Source organism: Sphingomonas chlorellae, assembly GCF_056485145.1.
In genome coordinates, this window is the sequence record NZ_JBQXXM010000006.1 from 16,123 (window position 1) to 30,149 (window position 14,027).

Annotated in this window: 11 protein-coding genes; 5 read left to right on the top strand and 6 right to left on the bottom strand. The window is 64.8% G+C overall.

Annotated features, from left to right (window positions below; genetic code table 11):
• Nucleotides 1-15: 15 nt before the first annotated feature.
• The 5 genes from ACT3CF_RS15115 to ACT3CF_RS15135 all read right to left on the bottom strand — a co-directional run bounded on the left by ACT3CF_RS15115 (nucleotide 16) and on the right by ACT3CF_RS15135 (nucleotide 6,531).
• On the bottom strand, nucleotides 16-747 hold the full coding sequence (locus ACT3CF_RS15115) for a 3'(2'),5'-bisphosphate nucleotidase CysQ (protein WP_478424159.1): 732 nt from the start codon (nucleotides 745-747) through the stop codon (nucleotides 16-18).
• Nucleotides 729-2,642, bottom strand: coding sequence for a sulfate adenylyltransferase subunit CysN (cysN, locus tag ACT3CF_RS15120; protein ID WP_478424160.1), 1,914 nt, complete (start codon nucleotides 2,640-2,642; stop codon nucleotides 729-731). Before cysN ends, ACT3CF_RS15115 begins: the two co-directional genes overlap by 19 nt.
• On the bottom strand, nucleotides 2,642-3,547 hold the full coding sequence (cysD, locus tag ACT3CF_RS15125) for a sulfate adenylyltransferase subunit CysD (RefSeq protein ID WP_478424161.1): 906 nt from the start codon (nucleotides 3,545-3,547) through the stop codon (nucleotides 2,642-2,644). The genes cysN and cysD overlap by 1 nt, the downstream gene beginning before the upstream one ends.
• A 182-nt stretch (nucleotides 3,548-3,729) precedes the next feature.
• Complete coding sequence (locus tag ACT3CF_RS15130) at nucleotides 3,730-5,019, bottom strand: exopolysaccharide biosynthesis polyprenyl glycosylphosphotransferase (RefSeq protein ID WP_478424164.1); 1,290 nt, start codon at nucleotides 5,017-5,019, stop codon at nucleotides 3,730-3,732.
• Between the two features lie 201 nt (nucleotides 5,020-5,220).
• On the bottom strand, nucleotides 5,221-6,531 hold the full coding sequence (locus ACT3CF_RS15135) for a UDP-glucose dehydrogenase family protein (protein WP_478424166.1): 1,311 nt from the start codon (nucleotides 6,529-6,531) through the stop codon (nucleotides 5,221-5,223).
• Nucleotides 6,532-7,042: 511 nt separating this feature from the next.
• On the opposite strand from ACT3CF_RS15135, the gene ACT3CF_RS15140 reads away from it, so the two are divergent.
• From ACT3CF_RS15140 to ACT3CF_RS15150, 3 genes are all read left to right on the top strand, one after another.
• A complete protein-coding gene (locus ACT3CF_RS15140; protein WP_478424167.1) occupies nucleotides 7,043-8,365 on the top strand; it encodes an EAL domain-containing protein in 1,323 nt (440 codons plus the stop codon).
• Nucleotides 8,366-8,395: 30 nt separating this feature from the next.
• Nucleotides 8,396-10,834: an ATP-binding protein gene (locus ACT3CF_RS15145; protein WP_478424169.1), complete on the top strand. Its 2,439-nt coding sequence runs from the start codon at nucleotides 8,396-8,398 to the stop codon at nucleotides 10,832-10,834.
• A gap of 69 nt (nucleotides 10,835-10,903) precedes the next feature.
• The gene (locus tag ACT3CF_RS15150; RefSeq protein ID WP_478424171.1) at nucleotides 10,904-11,293 is read left to right on the top strand and encodes a response regulator; all 390 of its coding nucleotides are present in this window, start codon (nucleotides 10,904-10,906) and stop codon (nucleotides 11,291-11,293) included.
• Nucleotides 11,294-11,315: 22 nt separating this feature from the next.
• Here the strand turns inward: ACT3CF_RS15150 and ACT3CF_RS15155 are convergent, their stop codons facing one another.
• Nucleotides 11,316-12,611 (bottom strand): MFS transporter, encoded by a 1,296-nt coding sequence (locus ACT3CF_RS15155; protein WP_478424173.1) that lies wholly within the window; start codon nucleotides 12,609-12,611, stop codon nucleotides 11,316-11,318.
• A 295-nt stretch (nucleotides 12,612-12,906) separates the two neighbouring features.
• Here ACT3CF_RS15155 and rpsU point away from each other — a divergent pair, with 295 nt between their 5' ends.
• Nucleotides 12,907-13,113, top strand: coding sequence for a 30S ribosomal protein S21 (gene rpsU / locus ACT3CF_RS15160; protein ID WP_478424459.1), 207 nt, complete (start codon nucleotides 12,907-12,909; stop codon nucleotides 13,111-13,113).
• 164 nt (nucleotides 13,114-13,277) lie between these two features.
• Nucleotides 13,278-13,817 carry an FKBP-type peptidyl-prolyl cis-trans isomerase gene (locus ACT3CF_RS15165; RefSeq protein WP_478424175.1) on the top strand — a complete coding sequence of 180 codons (540 nt, stop codon included), beginning with the start codon at nucleotides 13,278-13,280 and terminating at the stop codon, nucleotides 13,815-13,817.
• Nucleotides 13,818-14,027 lie beyond the last annotated feature (210 nt).

Consider the following 14,027-nt stretch of genomic DNA (forward strand, 5'->3'; position numbering starts at 1 on the left):
GGCGATCCAGGCGCGTCAGGCGCAGGCGGCGACCGCCTCGAGCACGCGCGTCGCCCATTCGCGGCGGCAGATCAGCAGATCGGGTACCGCCCGTTCGGCAAGGTTGTAGACGAGCGGACTGCCGTCGATCCGCGACGCGTGCAGACCCGCGGCGAGCGCGACCGCGACGGGGGCGCAATTGTCCCATTGATACTGGCCGCCGGCGTGGAGGTAGATTTCCGCCTCGCCCCGCACGACCGCCATCGCCTTGGCTCCGGCCGACCCCATGGTCAGCGACGTGGCGCCGATCCGCCCCGCCACGTCGCCGCACAGCGCACTGGGCCGCGTCCGGCTGACGAGCAGGCGCGGCGGCGAGACGAGCGGCGCAAGCGGCGGCGGCGCGTCGGTGGACAGGGTGCGGCCAAGCGGCGGAAGCGCCACCGCGCCCGCGGCAGCGGCGCCGTCGATCGCGAGCGCGACATGCACCGCCCAGTCGCTGCGCCCTTCGGCAAATTCGCGCGTGCCGTCGAGCGGATCGACGATCCACACGCGCCGCGCGTCGAGCCGGGAGAGGTCGTCGGCCGATTCCTCGGAAAGGATTGCGTCGTCGGGGCGTGCGGCGCGCAGCCGGTCGAGGATCAGCGCATTCGATTCGCGATCGCCGCGTGCGCCGTCGGCGCCCTCCGCCCGGATGCGCAGCAGGAGTTCGCCCGCCTCCTCGGCGATGGCTCGCGCCAGCGCGGCGTCGTTCAAAGCACCGGTGCCCATATCCCCATGATCTCCTCGACGATCCGTTCCGCAGCCTCTTCGGGCGTCTCGCGCGTCGTGTCGATCCGGATTTCGGGATTCGCGGGCGGTTCATAGGGGCTGGTGATGCCGGTGAAGTTGGCGATCTCTCCCGCACGGGCCTTGCGGTACAGGCCCTTCACATCGCGCGCCTCGGCCACCGCGATCGGCGTGTCGACATGGATTTCGAAAAACTCGCCGGGCGGCAGCATCGCGCGAACCATCTCGCGTTCGGCGCGGAACGGCGAGATGAAGGCGGTGAGCACGATCAGCCCGGCATCGGTCATCAGCTTGGCGACTTCGCCCACGCGGCGGATATTCTCCACCCGGTCGGCATCGCTGAAGCCGAGGTCGCGGTTGAGCCCGTGGCGGATATTGTCGCCGTCGAGCAGGAAGCTGTGCTTGCCGAGCGCGTGCAGCCGCTTTTCGACCAGGTTGGCGATCGTCGACTTGCCGGCGCCGGACAGGCCGGTGAACCAGAGCAAGCGCGGCTGCTGCCCCTTTTGCGCAGCATGCGCGTCGCGGGTGATTTCCAGCGCCTGCCAATGCACGTTCTGCGCGCGGCGCAGCGCCGAATCGAGCATTCCGGCGCCGACCGTGGCGTTGGTGAGCTTGTCGATCAGGATAAAGCCGCCCAGGTCGTGGCTGTCGGCATAGGGTTCGAACACGAGCGGCCGATCGGTCGCGATTTCCGCGACGCCGATATCGTTGAGCGCCAGCGTCTTGGCGGGCGTGCGCACCATGGTGTTGACGTCGATCGCATGATCGGGCGCGCGGACGACGGCGCTGACCGTCTGGGTGCCGAGTTTGAGCCAATAGGCGCGACCGGGCAGAAGTTCCGCCGCGTCCATCCAGACGAGCGTCGCCTTGAACTGGTCAGCAGCCTGCGGCGGCGCATCGGCAGCGGCGATCACGTCGCCGCGCGAGCAATCGACCGGATCGGTGAGGGTGAGGGTGATCGATTCACCCGCGACCGCGAGGTCCTTGTCGCCATCCATCGCGACAATGCGGGCGACGGTGCTGGTCCGGCCCGAGGGCAGGACACGGACCGGATCGCCCGGGCGAACGGTGCCGCCGGCGATCAGCCCGGCAAAGCCGCGAAAGTCGAGATCGGGCCGGTTGACCCACTGCACCGGCATGCGGAACGGCTTGCGGCGATCCGCATCGGCGTCGACCTCGACCCTCTCGAGATGATCGAGCAGCGCGGGTCCGGTGAACCACGGCATCGCCGGGCTGCGGGCTGTGACGTTATCGCCGCGGAAGCCGGAGATCGGGATGGCGGTGAAGTCCCGGATGCCGATCGAACGGGCGAATTCGGCATAGTCGGCGACGATGCGGCCGAACACGGCCTGATCGTAATCGACCAGGTCCATCTTGTTCACCGCCAGCACCAGATGCCGGATGCCGAGCAGGTGCGCGAGGAAGCTGTGCCGCCTGGTTTGCGTCAGCACGCCCTTGCGCGCGTCGATCAGGATCACCGCGAGATCGGCAGTCGAGGCGCCGGTCACCATGTTGCGGGTGTACTGCTCGTGGCCGGGGGTGTCGGCGACGATGAACTTGCGCTTCTCCGTCGCGAAGAAGCGATAGGCGACGTCGATGGTGATGCCCTGCTCGCGCTCGGCGGCGAGGCCGTCGACCAGCAGCGCAAAGTCGATCGCCTGGCCCTGGGTGCCGACGCGCCTGGAATCAGTTTCCAGTGCCGAGAGCTGATCCTCGAAGATCTGCTTCGAATCGTAGAGCAGCCGGCCGATCAGCGTCGACTTGCCGTCGTCGACCGAGCCGCAGGTAAGAAAGCGCAGCAGCGACTTGTGCTGGTGCAGCTCGAGATAGGCCGAGATGTCGGAAGCGATCAGTGCGTCGGGGCGGTAGGCGGTCATCAGAAATACCCCTCCTGCTTCTTCTTCTCCATGCTGGCGGCCTGGTCGTGGTCGATCGCGCGGCCCTGGCGCTCGCTGGTGGTGGTGAGCAGCATTTCCTGGATCACGCTTTCCAGCGTGTCGGCGGTGCTCTCCACCGCGCCGGTGAGCGGATAGCAGCCGAGCGTGCGAAAGCGGATCGAGCGTTCGACCGGTACCTCGCCGGGGTGCAGCCGGAAACGTTCATCATCGACCATCAGCAGCATGCCGTCGCGCTCCACCGTCGGGCGCGGCGCGGCGAAATAGAGCGGCACGATCTCGATGCTCTCGGCGAGGATATACTGCCAGATGTCGAGCTCGGTCCAGTTGGAGAGGGGGAAGACGCGGATGCTCTCGCCCTTGGCCTTGCGGGCATTGTACAGCCGCCAGAGTTCGGGGCGTTGCGACCGGGGATCCCAGCGGTGGCTTGCCGAGCGGAAGGAGAAGACGCGTTCCTTGGCGCGGCTCTTCTCCTCGTCGCGCCGGGCGCCGCCGAACGCCGCGTCGAAGCCGCCGCGGTCGAGCGCCTGCTTGAGCCCTTCGGTCTTCCACAGGTCGGTGTGGAGCCCCCCATGGTCGAACGGGTTGATCCCCTGCGCGAGCGCGTCGGGATTGCGATGGACGATCAGCTCCATTCCCGCGGCGGCGGCGGCTCGATCGCGCAGCTCGTACATGGCGCGAAACTTCCACGTCGTGTCGACATGGAGCAGCGGAAAGGGCGGGGGCGCAGGATAAAAGGCCTTGCGCGCGAGGTGGAGCATCACCGCGCTGTCCTTGCCCACCGAATAGAGCATCACGGGCCGTTCGGCCTCTGCGACGACCTCGCGGAGGATGTGGATGCTCTCGGCTTCGAGCCGCTGAAGATGGGAAAGGGCAGAGTCGGGCAAGCGCAACTTCCGATCGAGCGTCCTGTTCGGGGTCGGCCCGCTGCTTCTATCCGAAGCGATGCGTGCCGGCAGCATCGATCTATCCGCCCCGCGCCGTGTGGCGCGAGGCGGAGTTGGTTCACGGGGGTGAAGAAAAACTGCGCCGTTCGCCGCCACGTCGAGGGCGCTGGCCGCGCGCGGGATCAGAAGGCGTTTTTGTGCATCAGCACGCTGAAGGTCATGAACATGATCTTCACGTCCTTCCAGATCGACCAGTCGGTGACATATTCGAGATCGGCCTGCAGCCGGTCGGTGAGGTCGCGTTCGAACAGCGTCGCGCCGCGGAAGCCGCGGACCTGCGCGAGGCCGGTGAGCCCGGGCTTGAGCGCATGACGGTGCCAGTAACGCTCGTCGATTTCCCAGAACAGTTTGTCTTCGGCGCGCGAGCCGAGCGCGTGCGGTCGCGGACCGACGATGCTCATGTCGCCGAACAGCACGTTGATCAGCTGGGGCAGCTCGTCGATGCTCGTCTTGCGGATGAAGGCGCCGACGCGGGTGATCCGATCGTCGGTGCGGCCGGTCGACTGGGCGCCGGCGCTGTCGCAGCGTTCAGCGCGCATGCTGCGGAACTTGAGCATGTGGAACATGCGGTTGCCCCGGCCGAGTCGCGGCTGAACGAAGAAGACCGGTCCTGCGCTGTCGAGCTTGATGAGGATCGCGGTGGCGACGAGGAGCGGCGCCAGCACGATGAGGCCGGCACCGGCGAGAACGATGTCGAACGCCCGTTTGAGCGCCTCGTCGAAGCGCGACAGCGGACCGTCGGCGACGACGAGCGTCGGCGCGCCGCCCCAGTGATCGAGCGCGAGCGGCTGGAGATGGGCGAGTTCGGGCGCGACGATCTCGCTGCGGATGCCGGCACCCTTGAGCAACCCGACCCAGCGTTCGCGAAGCGCGGGCGTACACGCGACCACGACGCGGTCGCTGTCCTGCAGCACGCTTGCCAGCCGGTTGTGCGTCGCGGGCGAGTTGGCGGCGGCGGTGTTCACGTCTCCCGCCGCGACGATCATCGAAAAGCCGTCGAGCGGCATCGACAGCGTGCCGTCGGAGATCAGCACTACGCTATAGGGGTTGCCGCCGAGAATCCGGTTGGCGCGGCGCAGGAACAGCCCGCGCGCGGCCATCAGCATCGACACGCTGAGCACGCAGCCGAGCACGATCGTGACGCGCGAGAAGGCGGCGGTCGTCTTGAGCGCGAAAGCGACGATCATCACCACCGCAATGGCGATCAGAAACGCCTTGGCCGCGCGGGTAACCCCCAGCCAGGGAAGCTGGATCAGCCGGGCTGAATAGGCGTGGCAATTGAATGCCGCGCCGAAATAGATCGGAATGATCCCCCAGCCGATCAGCAGCCAGTTATGCGGGTTGGCACGATCGTAAAGGCGATCGGCCAGCAGAAAGCCGCCGACCAGACAAAGCAGATCGATCAGAATCAACGCCAAGTGCAGCCGGGCGCGGAGCTTGCTCCGGCTCGGCGGCAGGGCAGTGGGCCTGAACAGGCCCTCCGCAGACATACGTCCGACTTCGAGGTGCACGCTACTCGCCTCCGACAGTCGTTATCCAACGCCGGAGGCATAGCATATTTCCGCACTTGCGAACGGAAGAATTGATTAAGATGCGACTAACGGTTCATCCCGTTATTGCGGCTTGCCGACACCAACCAGCTTCAAACCCGCACGTTCTGCCTCAGCGGCGGGATAGATGTTGCGCAGGTCAACAAGTAACGGATGCGTAAGGATCTTCGCGATGCGATTGAGATCGAGTGCCCGGAATTCATCCCACTCCGTAACGATCACCAGCGCGTCGGCGCCTTCTGCTGCTGCATAGGGGCTGGCGCAGAACTCGACATCGGTGAGCAACGGGCGCGCTTGTTCGACGCCTTCCGGGTCATATGCCCTGACGTGTGCACCTGCGTCCTGGAGCGCCTGGATGAGCGAAAGGCTGGGCGCCTCGCGCATGTCGTCGGTGTTGGGCTTGAAGGTAAGGCCGAGCACGCCGACGGTCTTGCCGTGCGCATCGCCGCCCATCGCCTTGATCACCTTGCGCCCCATCGCGCGCTTGCGGGCGTCGTTGACCTGCACCGTCGCCTCGACGATGCGCAGCGGCGTTTCGTTGTCCGCGGCAGTCTTGAGCAGGGCGAGCGTATCCTTGGGGAAGCACGACCCGCCATAACCGGGCCCCGCATGGAGGAACTTCGCCCCGATGCGGTTGTCGAGCCCGATGCCGCGCGCGACCTCCTGCACATCGGCACCGACCGCCTCGCACAGATTTGCGATCTCGTTGATGAAGGTGATCTTGACCGCCAGAAAGGCGTTGGCGGCGTATTTGATCAGTTCCGAGGTGCGGCGGCCGGTGAACAGCACCGGCGCCGACTGGTTGAGCGACAGCGGCCGATAGATTGCGCGCATCACCTCGCGCGCCGCCTCGTCGTCGGTGCCGACGACCACGCGATCGGGACGCTTGAAGTCCTCGATCGCCGCGCCTTCGCGCAGGAACTCGGGGTTGGAAACGACCTTGGCGCCGCAATCGGGTGCGACTTCCGCGATGATTCGTTCGACTTCGTCGCCGGTGCCGACCGGTACGGTCGACTTGGTGACGATCACCGCGGGGCGGGTAAGGTTCTCGGCGATCTCGCGCGCGGCCGCGAAGACGTAGGACAGGTCGGCATGGCCGTCGCCCCGGCGGCTGGGCGTGCCGACCGCGATGAACACCGCGTCGACGTCGCGAACGCCCTCGGCGAGATCGGTGGTGAACGAAAGCCGGCCGGCGCGGACATTGCTGGCAACGAGCTCGGCGAGCCCCGGCTCGTAGATCGGCATCACATTCTGACGAAGCGACTCGATCTTGCGCGCGTCCTTGTCGACGCAGATGACTTCGTGGCCGAAGTCCGAAAAACAGGCTCCCGAAACCAGGCCGACATAGCCGGTGCCGATCATTGCGATGCGCAAGGCATGATCCCTTCAGGGTTGAACAGTCGGTTCAGCCCTTAGCGCGATGGGCGTCGGGAGCAAGCCGGAGTCGGCCTTGCCGGGGACTCTGCGGCGGGTCCGGTCGAATTTTGATTTCGGTCAGGCGATTCTGCGTCGGGATCGCGTGGCGCAGCAAGGGGGACACTATGAAAGAGCCGGGGCAGCGCGAACCGCCCCGGCTCAGAATACGATCATGTGATCGTTAGATCGGCAGGATTTCCTCGCCGCCCACACCGTCACGGAAAAAGGCAAAAAGCATCGCGAACATCGATTTTCTCCCATCGTGCGCCCGCCGGGGGCGCGCCAATATGGTTAAGGTTGCTTTAACCTTGAATCAATCCGGGAATTGCCGAGGCGGGGCATGGGTTTGTCCGGTTTCCGAGCGTTAACCAATCTGCAAGCTCGACGGCCTAGTCCTGCCGCAATTGGCGGTGGCGGATCGGGGATCGCCCGGCCCGCTCGTCCGTCCCGGCAAGGGGTTTGCGTTTCCGTGCAGGCAACGGGGGATTTGGCGACTTCGGATGGACACGCCCTGGTGCCCGGGGACAGCGCTGCCCGGCGCGCCGAGGGGCGTTCATGCCGCGTCCTGGGTCTGTGCGAAATCGCCAATTTTGCCGCATTGCGGCGTCACCTGGGGCGCCCGCGTGCCGATGCGCTGGTGGCCGACGTGTCGCGCCGGATCCTTGCGACTGAGCCTGACCTCCGTGTTCTGACGGCCGGGCGCGCTTTTGTCGAAATCGCGTTCGAGGCGGCGTCGCCGGCCGAGGCACTGATGCGCATTCAACGCGTTCGCGATGCTTTCCGTACGCCGATCGACCTCGACGGCGAGGCGATGATGATCCAGCTGCATCTGGGCGGCGCTGCGGCTCCGATCGAGAATTGCGACGAGGTCCGGCTGACCGAGGCCGCCGAATCGGTATTGGAAGAGGTGCGCCGCGGCGGCACGGAACTGCTGGTGGACTTGTCCGGATCGAACCCGGTGTTTGACCGGTTGACGCTGATGCGCGAACTTCCGCGCGCCATAGCGCGCGGTGAAATGTTCCTCCAGTATCAGCCGAAGGTGCATGTCCGGCGCCAGCAGATTGCAAGCGCCGAAGCACTGGTGCGCTGGCAGCATCCCGAGCGGGGCCTGATTCTGCCCGGCGAGTTCATCTCGCTCGTCGAAGAGGCGGGGGCGATCGGTGCGTTGACGTTGTGGACGCTGCGCCAGGTCATTGCCGACCAGCGGCGCCTGGCCGCGCTGGAGCGCGACCTGCCGCTGTTCCTGAACATTTCCGGCATGCTGCTGGCGGACGAGGCGTTCGTCGAAGAGGCTTGCGCGATCGTCGCAGCCAACCCCGAGGCCCGGCTGGGTTTCGAAATCACCGAAACCGCGGTGATCCGCGATCCGCAGAGCGCGATCCGGAACCTCCAGCGCTTTGCCGATAACGGTGTGCAACTGGCGATTGACGATTACGGCGCGGGACTTTCGTCGCTTGCCTATCTCAAGCAGTTGCCGGCGCGCGAACTCAAGATCGACAAGATGTTCGTGCTGCAGTTGACGAGCAGCAATCGTGACCCCCTGATCGTGCGCTCGACGATCGATCTGGCGCATGCCCTCGAAATGGAAGTGACCGCCGAAGGCGTCGAGACTCCGTCGGCGCTGGCGCTGTTGTCCGTGATGGGATGCGACCTGGTTCAGGGCTTCCTGATTTCGCGCCCGCTGGGATTCGATGCCTTTTGCAAGTTCCTGGCAGACGACGGGCACCTTCCCGCGACGGGGGCAGCGCGGGCCTCCTTTCTGCGGCCCGAAAGCTTCTGGAAGCGGGCGTAGATGTCGTGGCGATCCAGCGTAGGGCTAATCTTGGCTCTTTTGCTTTGTCTCTTTACGTTTCCATGTGCGAACGCCCAACCCTTTGGGGAGCCGCTGGATAGCGCTATTGCACGCGCCAAGTCGGAAATGCTCTCAAATCCAGAGAACGTTCTAAAAACTTTGTCTGGAGGGGAGGGGCTTGCCAGTGGAATCCGTTCGCCCCGTCAACGGGCAATGGCATTCGGTAATATCCTTTGGCTTCGCGGGGAAGCGTATCTTCGAACCGGAAATCTAATTGCGGCGCAGAGGGAGCTTAACAGGGCGCTTGAAGCAATCGACAAATACCCAGAACCTGTGATTCTGAGATCGAACCTGCTCCTGTCTGAAGGAGGGCTGTATAGAAGGGCGAACGCCGTCGGCCAGGCGCTCGCCCGATTTCAGCAGGCTTATGTGGTTTCGCGGAAAATCAACGACAGAAGAGGAATGTCAAAGTCTCTTCAAAATATGGCCGTATTATATTACGAGGCTAATGATAACTCCAGGGCGGAAAAGTACTTCAAGCAGGCGGCTGATTATTATTCCGAAGATCCCAGCATGGTTGTTGCTCTTCATAATAACAGAGGCAATGTGCTTCTTAGCATGGAGAGGTATTCCGAAGCTTCGGTTGAATATGATCAAGCAATTTCTGTTGCCAGGAGGATGGGGGACAAAAGCCTGCAGGCAAAAATACTCGTAAACATATCCAGAAATGAAGCTGAGGCTAGGAATTATGATCGTGCGGAGGCGGCGTATAAGCTCGGCCTCTCGCTCGCCCGCGGGGCTGAGAATCAAGGAATTCGTCGACAATTCCTGATTACCGCGGCGAGCGTGGCGGCCGATAGAGGGCAGCTTGCTGCGGCCGAGAAGCTTGCGCGCGAGAGTTTTGACGGAGTCGATCTTCGGAAAACCGGCGCCGACTTTCGCAATGCGCACCTGATCGCGCATCGTATCTTTCGTATGTCGGGCGATACCGAGCGGGCGCTGGAGCATCTGGAGGCCTATCGTCGGCTGACCGATGAGGCGACCAAGGTGGCGACCACCACCAGTGCCGCGCTGATGGCTGCCCGGTTCGACTATCAGAATCAGCAGCTTACCATCGAGCGTCTGACCACCGAGCAATTACGTCGCGCCGCCGAGACGCAGCGGAAGCTGTTCCTGATGGCCGCCGGCGCCACCACGGTGATCATCGCGCTGCTGACGATCGGGCTGTTGACGATCCGCCGCAGCCGGAACCAGACGCGTGCGGCGAACATCGTGCTCAACGAGACCAATGTCGCGCTCGAAAAAGCATTGCGGGCGAAGACCGAGTTCCTTGCCACCACGAGTCACGAGATCCGTACGCCGCTGAACGGCATCCTGGGCATGACGCAGGTAATGCTTGCCGACACCCGGCTGCCGGGCGAGCAGCGCGAGCGGGTCGAGGTGGTGCAGGGTGCCGGCCTGACGATGCGCGCGCTTGTCGACGACATTCTCGACCTGGCGAAGATGGAATCGGGCAAGCTGACGATCGACCCGGTGCCGATGAACCTGCCGACCACGCTGCGGGAGGTTGCACGGATCTGGGAGGTGCAGGCCCGGGCCAAGGGCCTGGGCTTTGCCGTCGCCGTCGACCCTGCGTTGGGATGGATGGTGAGCGATCCCGATCGCCTTCGCCAGATCGTCTTCAACCTCCTGTCCAACGCGATCAAGTTCACCGCGGCCGGCGAGGTTACGCTGGAGGCGCGCCTTGCCGGCGATTCGGACGCCGAAGGCGAGGGGCGCCTGCTGGTGATCGCCGTGCGCGACACGGGCATCGGCATCCCCGAAGCCAAGTTCGACGAGATATTCGAATCCTTTCGCCAGGTCGATGCGAGCACGACCCGTCGTTTCGGCGGCACCGGACTGGGGCTGGCGATCTGTCGCAACCTTGCACATGCGCTGGGCGGAGAGATCAACGTCGCGAGCCGCGAGGGCGAGGGAACGACTTTCACGGTCACGCTACCCTATCGGGCTGCGGAGCCTGCCGGTGCGGCGGTCGCCGAGGGGCGCGACGGTGGCGGGACGGCGTTGCTGGTGCTCGAGCGCAATCCGATCGCGCGCGGCATGTTGCGCGCTTTGTTTGCGCCGGTCTTCGACTGCGTGCTGTTCGCGGCCAATCAGGCGGAGGCAGGAACGGCACTCGAATCGGGGCAGGTGGCCGTGCTCCTGATCGACGAGGCAACATTGCGGGCGGAAGACGGGGATGCTTTGGCGCGCCTTTCGGCGCTGATCGATATGGCGGCCGGTGGCGCCGTCATCCTGCTGCGGCCGCAGGGTGAGAGCGCGGATCATTCTCAACTTTTGCAGCTTGGTATCGGAAAGATATTGGAAAAACCGATCCCCGGAGATGCGCTGGTGGCTGCGGTGCGCGACGGGCTTGGTGCGCCACCACCCGCAGATGGACGCAAGCCGCTTGTCATAGCTGCGGCTTAACGCAATAGCACGGTTCGGAACTCAAAAAATGGTCGCCCCGATGCCCGTCCAGCTCCCGGTCTCCTGCCGATGAACATCCTTTTCATCGAAGACGACGCCATGAACCGCCGGGTGGTCAAGGACATGCTTGACGTGGCGGGCGTCACGATGGCCGAGGCGGCCTGGGCCGAGGAGGGGCTGGCGCGGATCGACTCGGAGACCTTTGATGTCGTCCTGGTGGATCTGCGGATGCCGGGGACCGATGGTTTCGAGACCATTCGACGCATTCGCGCGCGCGCCGACGCCAAGGCGCGGTTGCCGATCGTGGTGGTCACGGCCGATATCGCGCCCGACCTGCGCGAGCGTTGCCTGACGCTGGGAGCTGACGATATCCTGTTCAAGCCGGTGGCGATGGACGCGTTGTTCGACACGATCGGGCGCGTGCTGGCCTCGCGCGGCGACGGCGGGATGATCGCCTGACGGCGCGTGGCGCCTTCGCGCCTCAGTCTTCCAGAATACGGCTGGTTTTTCGCGTATCGCGCATCCGCAGATAGGTGACGAGCGACACCCCGATCATCAGGGTGACATAGCCATAGAAAGCACGCTCGACGCCCGCGTGCTTCAGCCACAAGGCGACATATTCGGCAGTTCCCCCGAACAACGCGTTCGCGATCGCATAGGGCAGGGCGACGCCGAGCGTGCGGATATGGGCGGGGAACATCTCGGCCTTCACCACGGCGTTGATCGCGGTGTAGCCGGTGACGACCACCAGCGCCCCCAGCATCAACGCGAACGCGGCGAGGGGGCTGCGCACCTGTTCGAGCGCCAGGAACAGGGGATAGGTGCCGAGGACGCCCAGCACGCCGAACGCGACCATCAACGGCTTGCGCCCGATCCGGTCCGACAGCGCGCCGGCGAGCGGTTGCAGCAACATGAAGACGAACAGCGCAGCGGCGTTGATCTGGGTCGCGACCGCGCGGCTGAACCCGCTCGTCTCGACAAGGAATTTCTGGAGGTAGATCGAGTAGGCATAGAAAGCGAGCGTTCCGCCCGCGGTGAGCAGCATGACCGTCGCGGCCTCGTGCGGGTGCTGACGGAGCAGCGCTGTAAAACCGGTGCGGCCCCCCTCCTGTCGTTGCGCGTTGGTGAAGCTGGGCGTTTCCTCCAGCCGCCGCCGCAGCCAGAAGACGAGCACCGCCAGCACGCCGCCGATCGCGAATGGAATGCGCCAACCCCACGCGTCGAGCGCGGTTTCGGGAAGCAGCGCCTGAAGCACCAGCAGGACAAGGAGCGCGGTGAGCTGTCCTGCGATCAGCGTGACATACTGGAAGCTGGAGAAGAAACCGCGATGGCTGCGTCCTGCCATTTCAGACAGATAGGTTGCGCTGGCGCCGTATTCGCCGCCCACCGACAGCCCCTGGAGCAGGCGAGCGAGCACGAGCAGTGCGGGGGCGAGCCAACCGATCGCCGCATAGCCCGGGCAGACGGCGATGATGAGCGATCCCAGGCACATCAGCGTGACCGAAAGGGTCAGTCCTGCTTTCCGGCCGTGCCGGTCGCCATACACGCCCATCAACCAGCCCCCGATCGGGCGCATCAGGAAGCCGACGGCGAATACGCCCGCCGTGTTGAGCAACTGCGTCGTCCGGTCGCCTGCGGGGAAGAAATGCGGGGCGAAATAGAGGGTGAATGCCGAGTAGGCGTACCAGTCGTACCATTCGACCAGATTGCCCGCCGACCCGCCCAGAATCGAACGCAGGCGGTGCGGGGACTGGACGGACGGAGTGCTGACTGCCATTGCGCGTCTATAGCAAAGTGCCCGCCCGCCGGAAGCAGGCCGCTCTTGCCGAATCGATCCGCGCGACGCGAACGACTCGGATCGCCGCGCCCCCGCGTTGTCGGCATCGGCAGTGCTTTGGGCATCCGGGCGCCTTGCGGCATCATCGTTGCGAAAAAGGCGCGGTTTTGGCCGGATCCGCAAAGACTCATGCTTGAAAAATCCCGGCTTGGCTGTTAGGTGGGCCGCTCGACGCCGCAACCCATGTTCCGGCGAACCCTATTCTATTGAAATAAGATCGGAGCTGTACGGCCTTATGCAAATCATCGTTCGCGACAATAACGTCGACCAGGCGCTGCGGGCGCTCAAGAAGAAGCTGCAGCGTGAAGGCGTTTATCGCGAGATGAAGCTGCGCCGTCATTACGAGAAGCCCAGCGAAAAGCGCGCTCGCGAGCGCGCGGCGGCTGTGCGTCGTGCGCGCAAGCTGGAGCGCAAGCGCATCGAGCGCGACAGCGCCCGTTAAGGCTGTGGAGCAGGGCGGTCGAAGGGCCGCCTTGCCTGTCATGACCTTCTTGTGCTTTGGGCGGGGCATTACCCGTCAACCAAGGTGAACCTGCCATGTCCGTGACCGCCGTCCCTCTCCAGCCTGTCAAGTCCAGCTACAAGACCTGGATCTGGATCGGTGTCGTGGCGGCGCTGGCGCTCGCCTTTGCGCTTGCCTGGCTTGGCACGCGTGAGCAGGTCGCCCTGAAGGGCAGCGATGCCGATTTCATGGCCTGGAACGCTGGCCGCGCCGGGGTGCATACGACCGCGTCGGGGCTGCAATATCAGGTCATCAAGCCCGGTGACGGCCCGGTTGCGGCCGAGGGCGATTATGCGCTGGTCAGCTATGAGGGCAAGTTCCGGGACGGACGTGTCTTTGACAAGAGCGATCGTCCCGCGCCGTTTCCGGTCGCGCAGGGCAGTGCAATTCCGGGCTTCGTCGAAGGCCTGAAGCTGATGCAGCATGGCGGCACCTACCGGCTGTGGATCCCTGCCAAGCTCGCTTATGGCGCGCCGGGAATGCGCAGCCCCGACCCCGAGCGCGTGCCGTCGGATGCGATGCTGATTTTCACCGTCACGCCCGAGCGCATCATCCCTGCGGTGAAGGTCCGCGAAATGATGATGCAGCAGCAGATGCAGATGCAGCAGCAGGGCGCCGTGCCGCAGGGCGATACGGGCCGCTGAGCGACACCGTTAGAGCCGGCGGCCATCGGGGCGCCGGCTCATCCTTGTGATCCGGCGGCAACTGGCATTTTTCCCGGTTGCCGAGAGCTGTTCAAGATATTCCCCCGCATCGCGACGATCATGTCGTGGCCGCGTTTATGCATCGGTCGGCCGTTCGGCCATCATGCTCCGCAATCGCCGGTTCAGCCGATCTGGGTTAGGGCGTAATCA